An 8,385-nucleotide genomic window follows, 5' to 3' on the forward strand; every position below is an offset into this window, starting at 1 on the left:
ACTCGTTAGCTACCGAGTCGACGGTAGTATGTGTGACATGCCCTTAGTTGGTGTATTAGTCGAAGTCCACGACGACTATGTGATGCACGGTCACTGCGGCGCCGACAACAAGCCCGATGGCAATATAATACGCGGCACCAGGACCAACCGTCCCCTTGTGAGTAAAGCCGACGTGCTAACCTAGCAACGCCGTGGGTGCCGTCAAGCACCCCGTTTTTAGTCTATTTAAGCGCCAACGCACTCCCCTCAAAACGAATGCCAGCCCAAGCGCTGCGCATAAAATTACGGATATTGGCATGGTCGTCACCGTCGGGATTCGCCAGCACGTCCTTAATATAAAAATCCCCGAAGGCATTCAACGTCGCTTGCGCGCTTAGTTGGTGCAAGGCGCCAAACGCGAATATCTTACACGAGCCATTGTTCGTCCCCGCCTCATTATACTGCTCACCATTTTGGAAAGCGGTCGGCGTAAACGTGTAATTGTCGTCGATTACCGCCATTACCTCGGTAAATGCCAGCGGCTGTTGTGCCAAGCGCTCAATCAGTTCTGCTACTGTCATGCTTAATCCTCTTTTTAAGGCCAGGTATTATAAAGCTGTGGCTTAGCTCAATAAAACTCCTGTGCAATCTGACAAGCCTGTCGCAAATTTTTACTGCAGATTAGGGCTAAGGCCCAAATACCAATAACGTCAAAGTGATAACCTGGCCCCACGAGATAGGCAAGATCCGGCCGAGAATTTGCGGCCAGCACCGCGTTGATAAAGGCAAGCTCTTGCACTGAGCGAATCAAGTAACTTGGGGTTTCCAGCTGGCTCCGGCTCAAACCGGCTATTAACCTCGCCGCGTCGTAATCCAGCCCTAGCTGTTCGAGGGTTTGACACAAAGTCAAGGGCCCCAGTGCGGGTCGCTGCCCAATGTGTGATGCGGGCAAATGCTTGTTATTTTTATCCGTAATGACCGAAATTAACAATAATTACGGTCAGTAGCGACATTTAACTCGCCACACCCTAGGCGTACTGCAATCAGTCAGTGCGTGCACTGAGCAAACGCCATAACCCAATATACGCCCCACAATAAGGACGATAACAATGGCAACGAACAATATCGCGATTTTCAATTACCGACCTTACTTAGCGGTTTCGCTGGCAGCGGATGATAAATGCCTTTTTATGCCGTGGCTCGCCTTGATCGGGGTCATTCCCGCACTTAAAACCCGCAATAGCGCATGGCTGAGCCTTGTTTGCCGCCGTGACGGGAACGCTTGTGGTGCGGTTTAGTGCCATTGCCTATGCCTCGTATGACAGCTATCAACCCTAGAATTGGCGGCGCTTCAATTACCGTGTATGGGTTTGGGCGGCGCATTTTTAACTCTTGGCCACGAAATAAGTCGCAAAAAGAATCGGCCAGACGTTGTGGTTCCGGGTCATGGATAAAATACTCACTTGGGCAGAGAACGATATCAATCGCGTCAACGTTTTAGCGGCTAAGCGCGGCTATTATCAACGTAAAATCACAATGACAACCGCACAGGAGTATATTTCGGCACATAAAAAAGTGGCGGCCTATTTTCAGCCGCCACATCGGTCTTTAAATTCTCGCACCCTAGTGGCCCTGACTCACTCTTACCCGGGTATTCCAAGATTGATTACCATGACGATCATCATGGCGATACTTCTTGCCTTTATGGTCATGCCGACCATAACGATCGTGCTTGTCATACTGCTTGGCGTATTTCTTACCATGCTTACCACTGTGGTGGTGCTCTATATATTTAGGGTGCTTACCGTAGTAGCTTGAATGACGATCCCGAGTATATTGATTTTGGTAATACACATGCGCATTGCCGTAGCGATGATGATCATTACGTCGATACTCAACATGGTGTCCACAATGGCGGTCGTGAACATGGGCGTGGCGCTTGGCGTACTTTCTATCTGATTTATGGGCGTCGTGGGCGGCATACAATACTGCAGCGCCAATTAACACCGCTGCAGCCGTCTCCGCATGTTCAGCGTGAGCTTGCTTCGGGGTCACGGCAACCGCAACCGCAAGCAAGGCGGTGAGCAGCAGGTTACGGATTACACCGGGGTGTTCTACTTTTAGTGCCGTTGTATTACTCATCATCAGTTCCTCCTGAATGTGCTTGTAAGGTATCAGGAGCTAGCTGAACGAAGGCTGAAGACCACGCGCAATCATAAAAAAAGGGCCGCCGTAATTTACGGCAGCCCCTTTTCATTCGAATGCCTTACCCTTCAACCACTCTGGGATTCACAGCGCGTAAGTGCTTTTGAGCGCGCCTGCGTAAAGCCCTGTAGTGGGAAGTTATCGCCCGTCACGGTGAAATACTGCGCAATATCAGACGAAGTCATCATTAAATTGACGGAGCCAGCCGCTGTCATGAGCGCCAGCAGCTCTGGATTGGCAAAGGAATGGCCAAATATCACTTGATGCTGATTACCCTTCAGCGGGCGAATTGAAATAACCTCAAGAGGAATATCCAAGGCGACGCCATCAAAATCTGCTGCAAGGGAAACCTTTTGACCGGCGAGCGACCAAATATTTGCGCTGTTGCTTGCCCAGCTAATATACAGTTCATCGGCCCCACAGGTATTACTGTGTTTTAGCAGGCCAAATTGATTAGCACTGCCCTTTTGGCCAGACACACTGTAACCGGTCGACTTGGAGATAGCCTCTAACTTCCAGCCCGATGATGCATTAACCTGCACGCCAAAAGACAATACAACGGAGGCGACACCTACAGATACTAGTTTACGAATAATCATTACATCCACCTTATACTTTGCTACGTGTTTACCTTTGCTAGGGGGTGCATTTAGCGATATAAAGTGGTTTGCATGCCATACGTATTATTCCTTTGCGAGACGCCTGTCACATTTGTAATGACGCAATTTAGCTTTTAAATTAAAAACTTACAATTCAATTCAACAATGACGTTTCTCGCCCACCAATGGCCGCGCCCATTGCCGGGTCATGTTTGGCACCCCGCAATAGAAAAATTTCGACCCGCCGATTACGCGCGCGGCCTTCGGCCGTCTTATTGTCCGCAAGCGGCCGTGTTGCGGCGTGGGCCATAACCCGAAAGCGCTCATTCGGCTGACTGCTGGCCGCGATGATACCCCGCAGAACGGTGGTCGCCCTTGCCGACGACAAATCCCAATTTGAATAATAGCGCTCGGTATGGATCGGCACGGTGTCGGTGTGTCCGGCAACCACAACCTCACCCTTAATTTCATTTAGCAGGGTTCCTAATTTAGCCAGTACCGGCTCAAACCCCGGCGACAGATCAGCGCTTCCTGATGAAAACGAACCGCGCTCACGAATCCGAATTATAATGACTCGTTCACCGTCATCGACCACTTCAACCAAACCTTCGCTGATTTCCAGGGACAGATGCGCTTTTACTTTTTCAAGGTCGTCATTGAGGGCCTCGTCGGCCTCAACCTTTACGAAGTCGCGCATTTCACGAATAGCTTCTTGACGAACTTGATTTTCAGCCGTAGGTTTGGGCGCGCCAGGGCTGAACTCCCGCGCAATCATGCTGGTTCCTATCGGCGGTTTAAATGCAGGTATTTCCCGCTGCACCCCGAAAGCGTCCTTCATTGAACCCGACAATTCCTTAAATTTCTGCTTATCCATTTCTGAGAATGAAAACAACAGAACAAAGAAGGCCAATAGCAGCGACATCAAATCCGCAAAGGTGAGCACCCAAGCGGGTGCGCCAGCAGATACCTTCTTTGGCGCATCGTCCAGGTTCACTTAGGCTTCCTCAGGCTTAGATTCAACTTCACGTTTATTGTCTGGCAAGTAGGTTTGCAGCAAGGACTCCAGTACCCGAGGATTTATCCCTTCTTGTATGCCATCAACCGCCTCTAAAATCAGGTGCCGATTACGACGTTCCTCTGCGGTCCGAAACGCCATTTTCTCCGCCATTGGCAGCGCCACCACATTTGCCAAAACAGCGCCGTAGAGCGTTGTTAACAAGGCCACGGCCATTGCCGGGCCCAACGCCTTGGGATCAGACATATTGGACATCATTTGCACTAGACCAACCAAGGTACCGATCATGCCCATGGCGGGCGCCGACTCGCCAAAGCCTTTAAAAACCGCCTCACCCATTTCATGGCGCTCAATCGTTTGGCTAATCTCCTTATTCAACACTCGGCGTACAAATTCAGGGTCGTGGCCGTCAATCGCCATCTGCACACCCTTATTGAGGAACTCATTGCTAATCTCTAGAGACTCCAAACCCAGCAAACCTTCTTTGCGAGCAACCCCGGCCATCGACATACACTCGGCAATAAGATCTTCAGAACTGGTGGGCTTGTGCACAAACGCCCGCGACGCCACCTTAAATGCGCCCATCGTTTGATCTAAAGGAAACTTAACCAAGTTCGCCAGCAAGCCCCCGCCAACCACGATCAATAAGCTTGGTGTGTCGATAAATCCACTGGCGCTGCCCCCCATCACAATCGCGGTAACGATGACCCCGAGGGCACCCAACATGCCTAATAACGTTGCTATGTCCAAAGAAAACTCCGACTATCTTGGTCAGTGAATTGGTAAAAGCGCCGGGGTTTACCATTTTCGGCCGCTAGTTCACCCATACGTAATGTTATTAACGGCAGCAGAGCATTTAACTTTATAGGGGATTCCCCTAGGGGCGCGTCATTCTGCTCATTTGAACAAGCCATTACGCCAGCAATTGCAACCATAGCCTGCCATACTCAGCGGCGTCCATAGCGGATTTCAACGATACAATTACTGTATATTCATCGCTTAATGACCCCGTTTCGCCACCCTTAACCATTTACCTTAAGCGCGCAAGCGGCTGCCCCCTCTCCGCAGCACCAAAGACCATGGTATGCTTAGGACTTAATATTCCCAGCCAATAAACCGCTATGTTAAATACCCAACAATCTGATTTCGGCCGCGGCCCGGCAATATGGCAAGCTGGCGGACAGGGTGAAGAAACCCTGCACTTTGCCGCAGCCAATGGCTTCCCGGTAGCGAGCTACACGCCATTTCTCGCTCACTTCCAATCTGACTACCGCATAATTGGTCTAGAAAATCGCGGTATTTGGGACCACCGGCCGCCGCCCCGGGGCTTCTCGTGGCGCCAGCACGCCGACGATCTCATCGCATTTTTAGAGCACGCCCAAACTCGCCCCGTCATTGCCATGGGGCATTCTATTGGCGCCACAGTTTCGGCCTTAGCCGCCGCTAAACGTCCCGAACTTTTTAAAGCACTACTGATGTTTGACCCCGCTACCATCCCCGGCAGGTTTTTACCCGCCGTGGCGGCCATTGCCCCCACCGAACTGATGGGCCGATTAAATTTGGTGAAGCGCACCCAAAACCGCCAACAGCTGTGGCCGGACCGCCAAGCATTTATAGACTACCATCGCAACAAAGCGGCCTACCGACGCTTTTCAGCAGACGCGTTTAATGAATATGCCCAAGCAGGACTCATTGAACAGGCCGACGGGCAGTATAAGCTGAGCTATAACCGCGAGTGGGAAGCGCACAACTTCAAACACACCTTTTCTCCCTGGCAGGCACTGCGCAATATTCAGGTGCCCACCCTGGTGCTTAGGGCTGAACACTCGTATTTGCACAAGGCCAAGGAGTTTGAACGACGAGTAAAGCGACTATCGCCCTTTGTTAGTCACGGTGTTATTGAAGGTGCCGGACATATGGCGTTACAGGAAGACTGCGAGCAAGTGGTTAAACTCAGCCGAGATTGGTTGCAGAACACCAAGCTGCTCCGCGCAGAAACCTAGCATATATATGCACACGCCCCAAAACACCTTAAAATGCTGGCTAAGTGCGGCGGCTGGCTTATTTCTTATGGTTGCTGGCGCCACTGCCTGGGGCGAAACCGAGCAATGGCAGACCCTGAGCTTGGCGGGCAGCAAACTCGGCTACCGGCACCTGGAGCGCCACACCACAATAGACGAAATCATTAACAAAGAAACCCTGGTGATTACCCTTAGTCAGCCCGGCGCGGCTGACGCAACGACGACAACCGTATTAGAGTACCGAGAAAGCCCAGAGGGTACGCCAATATCAATACGCAAGCGTGTCAGCTCTGCCACGACCAATCACAATATGCGCGCAGTTATAGACACGAACGTGCTGCACTTAATACAGAATGACCTTACCGGCAATACCAAGGACTATGCGATACCCCAGCCCTTCTTTTTACCCGAGGGTTTGCGTCAGGTTTTAGCCACCGGCGCAGGACAGACATCGCCATTCACCTACTTTAGTTGGAATTTTAGCAGTCAACAATTTGAACAAATTCAACTGATTGTCAAACCCTATACCGCAGCCGACCAGCCCGCCTATGCTTGGCAAATTCAACGTCAGGTCATGACGAATCAAGCCCGCTATAGCGAAATTTTTACCGACACGGCATTTCGGCCGTTAACTGAGATCAGTCGCTCCGGCGGCGACGAATTGCGTATTGAAAACTGCAGCTATGAGTGCGCCACAGCGGATTTTCAGGCAGTTACCCATGTGTATCGCCAAGTCATAACCTCGCCCTATAAAATCAGTGACGCGGCGCTGCGTGGCAAAATTCGCTACCAGCTGCTCGGCGAGTTTTCCACCACACCACCGAGCACCACTGAACAAGCGGTAACGGCGATTAACGGCGGCGTAGAAATAACCGTTTGCACCGACTGCGCTACCGAAACTTCACTCAGCCCAGCACGACTCAACACCTACTTACAAACAAATTATTGGCTCGCTAGTGACAATGCCATTTTTCATGCCACGGTTAACGATGTACTCGGTGAAAAAAAAATAAGCCCAGCTGCAAAAATGCGCCGTCTCAGCCATTTTGTAAGTCGGCACATGAATAGTGAAGCCAGCTATTCCGGCTACGCCACTGCTCTGGAGGCATACCACAGTAAACAAGGCGACTGCACTGAACACGCGCTTTTACTCGCGTCGCTCGCGCGGGCAGCCGGTATTCCAAGCCGTGTCGTATTTGGCTTAGCGTATAATAATGATCGTTTTTTGGGCCGCAAATATGTGTTTGTTCCCCACGCTTGGGTACAAGCTTGGACGGGGGCGAAGTGGCAGAGTTTCGATAGCGGCTTAGGAGGGGTTACTGCGGGTCATATTGCACTGGGCATTAGCAGCGGTGAACAAAGCGAAGTGTTAAAAATAAATGAAAAAATACATACACTACAAATAACATCTGCGGTACACATTAAACGTCGCTGAACAAAGCTCAATAACGTTCAATGTAGGCGTAATTGCACTATTCGTAGACGTAGGGCATGTCATCGAGACTTTCGTCGCCCGCCACATCAATATCGGCAATCACTATCGTCGAGCTACCGCGCACAGCGCCCACTACGGTGACCTCTTCAAGCAACTGTACGGGCTCATCGGCCATCGAGATTGTCGATAACAACATAGAAAACAGCACCACCAATAACTGAACTGCCTTAACACCCACGCAATTTAAACGCATATACACTCCGTATTTGCCGATAATATTAAAATAAAAAGGCAGAAATCCAGCTGCCATGAAAGGACAAATTATCGTGCATAAATGTTACATAGTAATGACGCGAATATTACAAACGCTAATTATGTAGCAAAAAGTAAGCTATGCTCTGCCGCCGCAGCGAGACCATTCAAAAAAGTATTACCAAACACCCCAGCATCCAAATGCTTATAGCGCTTAGCATTATAAAGCTCTGGCATAACATGATTCCCTTCTTGGACAAGCAGCCCAGCGCCAAACTATATTTTAATAGCACGTATGAATGCGTTTCTTGCAAACGCCGGAGGATAAAACCGTGAGTATGTCTCCACGTATCGCCGCCCACCTCAATAAAATTGGGGTTAATTTCGACCTAGTCAGCCACGCCCATAGCCGCAATAGTATGCAAAGCGCACGCATGGCGAAACTACCACCCTCGCAAATTGCCAAGGCAGTAATACTGCACGACGGCGACCGCTACCGTATGTGCGTGATTCCCGCAAATCATCGGCTCATACTCGAGCGCGTCAATGCCCACATGCACGGCAACTACCGCCTGGCAACGGAACGCGAAGTCGCCAAGCTTTTCGACGACTGCGAAATAGGCGCGGTTCCGGCTCTTGGCCAAGTCTATGGCATGCCCGTTAGCTGGGAAGTCGAGTTCAATCACGCCAAAGACGTTTACCTCGAGAGCGGTGACCATGAACACTTAATTCATCTTCAGCACGGGGCATTTATGGAGCTGATGAACGGCCAAGACCATTTGCATATGAGCTGCCCTCAAGATGATCGCTTCGGGTCCATCGTTCACTAGCCCGATTAACACCCCCTACTACCATGCCGTGCGGGGCCGTTCTATGGCC

12 protein-coding genes are annotated in these 8,385 nt (G+C 50.7%); 5 read left to right on the top strand and 7 right to left on the bottom strand.

Annotation, left to right across the window (positions count from 1 at the left end):
- Positions 1 to 184 (top strand): hypothetical protein (locus ABYP33_RS16125; RefSeq protein ID WP_373092178.1); only part of this gene is annotated, 184 nt, incomplete at its 5' end.
- A 37-nt stretch (positions 185 to 221) separates the two neighbouring features.
- Here ABYP33_RS16125 and ABYP33_RS16130 read toward each other — a convergent pair.
- Positions 222 to 560, bottom strand: coding sequence for a HopJ type III effector protein (locus tag ABYP33_RS16130; protein WP_373092179.1), 339 nt, complete (start codon positions 558 to 560; stop codon positions 222 to 224).
- 47 nt (positions 561 to 607) lie between these two features.
- Positions 608 to 889 (bottom strand): AraC family transcriptional regulator ligand-binding domain-containing protein, encoded by a 282-nt coding sequence (locus ABYP33_RS16135; RefSeq protein WP_373092181.1) that lies wholly within the window; start codon positions 887 to 889, stop codon positions 608 to 610.
- 199 nt (positions 890 to 1,088) lie between these two features.
- Here ABYP33_RS16135 and ABYP33_RS16140 point away from each other — a divergent pair, with 199 nt between their 5' ends.
- Positions 1,089 to 1,277, top strand: a complete 189-nt coding sequence (locus ABYP33_RS16140; protein WP_373092182.1) for a hypothetical protein — start codon at positions 1,089 to 1,091, stop codon at positions 1,275 to 1,277.
- A gap of 325 nt (positions 1,278 to 1,602) precedes the next feature.
- Here ABYP33_RS16140 and ABYP33_RS16145 read toward each other — a convergent pair whose 3' ends face one another.
- The 4 genes from ABYP33_RS16145 to pomA form a co-directional block, all read right to left on the bottom strand.
- On the bottom strand, positions 1,603 to 2,124 hold the full coding sequence (locus tag ABYP33_RS16145) for a hypothetical protein (RefSeq protein WP_373092183.1): 522 nt from the start codon (positions 2,122 to 2,124) through the stop codon (positions 1,603 to 1,605).
- 128 nt (positions 2,125 to 2,252) lie between these two features.
- Positions 2,253 to 2,783 carry a hypothetical protein gene (locus tag ABYP33_RS16150; protein ID WP_373092184.1) on the bottom strand — a complete coding sequence of 177 codons (531 nt, stop codon included), beginning with the start codon at positions 2,781 to 2,783 and terminating at the stop codon, positions 2,253 to 2,255.
- A gap of 154 nt (positions 2,784 to 2,937) precedes the next feature.
- A complete protein-coding gene (locus tag ABYP33_RS16155; protein ID WP_373092185.1) occupies positions 2,938 to 3,777 on the bottom strand; it encodes a flagellar motor protein MotB in 840 nt (279 codons plus the stop codon).
- Positions 3,778 to 4,548, bottom strand: a complete 771-nt coding sequence (gene pomA / locus ABYP33_RS16160) for a flagellar motor protein PomA (protein ID WP_373092186.1) — start codon at positions 4,546 to 4,548, stop codon at positions 3,778 to 3,780.
- A gap of 371 nt (positions 4,549 to 4,919) precedes the next feature.
- Here pomA and ABYP33_RS16165 point away from each other — a divergent pair, with 371 nt between their 5' ends.
- The gene (locus tag ABYP33_RS16165) at positions 4,920 to 5,801 is read left to right on the top strand and encodes an alpha/beta fold hydrolase (RefSeq protein WP_373092187.1); all 882 of its coding nucleotides are present in this window, start codon (positions 4,920 to 4,922) and stop codon (positions 5,799 to 5,801) included.
- 7 nt (positions 5,802 to 5,808) lie between these two features.
- The gene (locus ABYP33_RS16170) at positions 5,809 to 7,254 is read left to right on the top strand and encodes a transglutaminase family protein (protein ID WP_373092188.1); all 1,446 of its coding nucleotides are present in this window, start codon (positions 5,809 to 5,811) and stop codon (positions 7,252 to 7,254) included.
- Positions 7,255 to 7,291: 37 nt separating this feature from the next.
- On the opposite strand, the gene ABYP33_RS16175 is transcribed toward ABYP33_RS16170, so the two are convergent.
- A complete protein-coding gene (locus tag ABYP33_RS16175) occupies positions 7,292 to 7,507 on the bottom strand; it encodes a hypothetical protein (RefSeq protein WP_373092189.1) in 216 nt (71 codons plus the stop codon).
- A 337-nt stretch (positions 7,508 to 7,844) separates the two neighbouring features.
- Between ABYP33_RS16175 and ABYP33_RS16180 the strand changes: the two genes are divergently transcribed.
- Positions 7,845 to 8,336, top strand: a complete 492-nt coding sequence (locus tag ABYP33_RS16180; protein WP_373092191.1) for an aminoacyl-tRNA deacylase — start codon at positions 7,845 to 7,847, stop codon at positions 8,334 to 8,336.
- Positions 8,337 to 8,385: the final 49 nt, after the last annotated feature.

This window comes from Zhongshania sp. (genome assembly GCF_041584495.1).
Lineage (GTDB): Bacteria > Pseudomonadota > Gammaproteobacteria > Pseudomonadales > Spongiibacteraceae > Spongiibacter.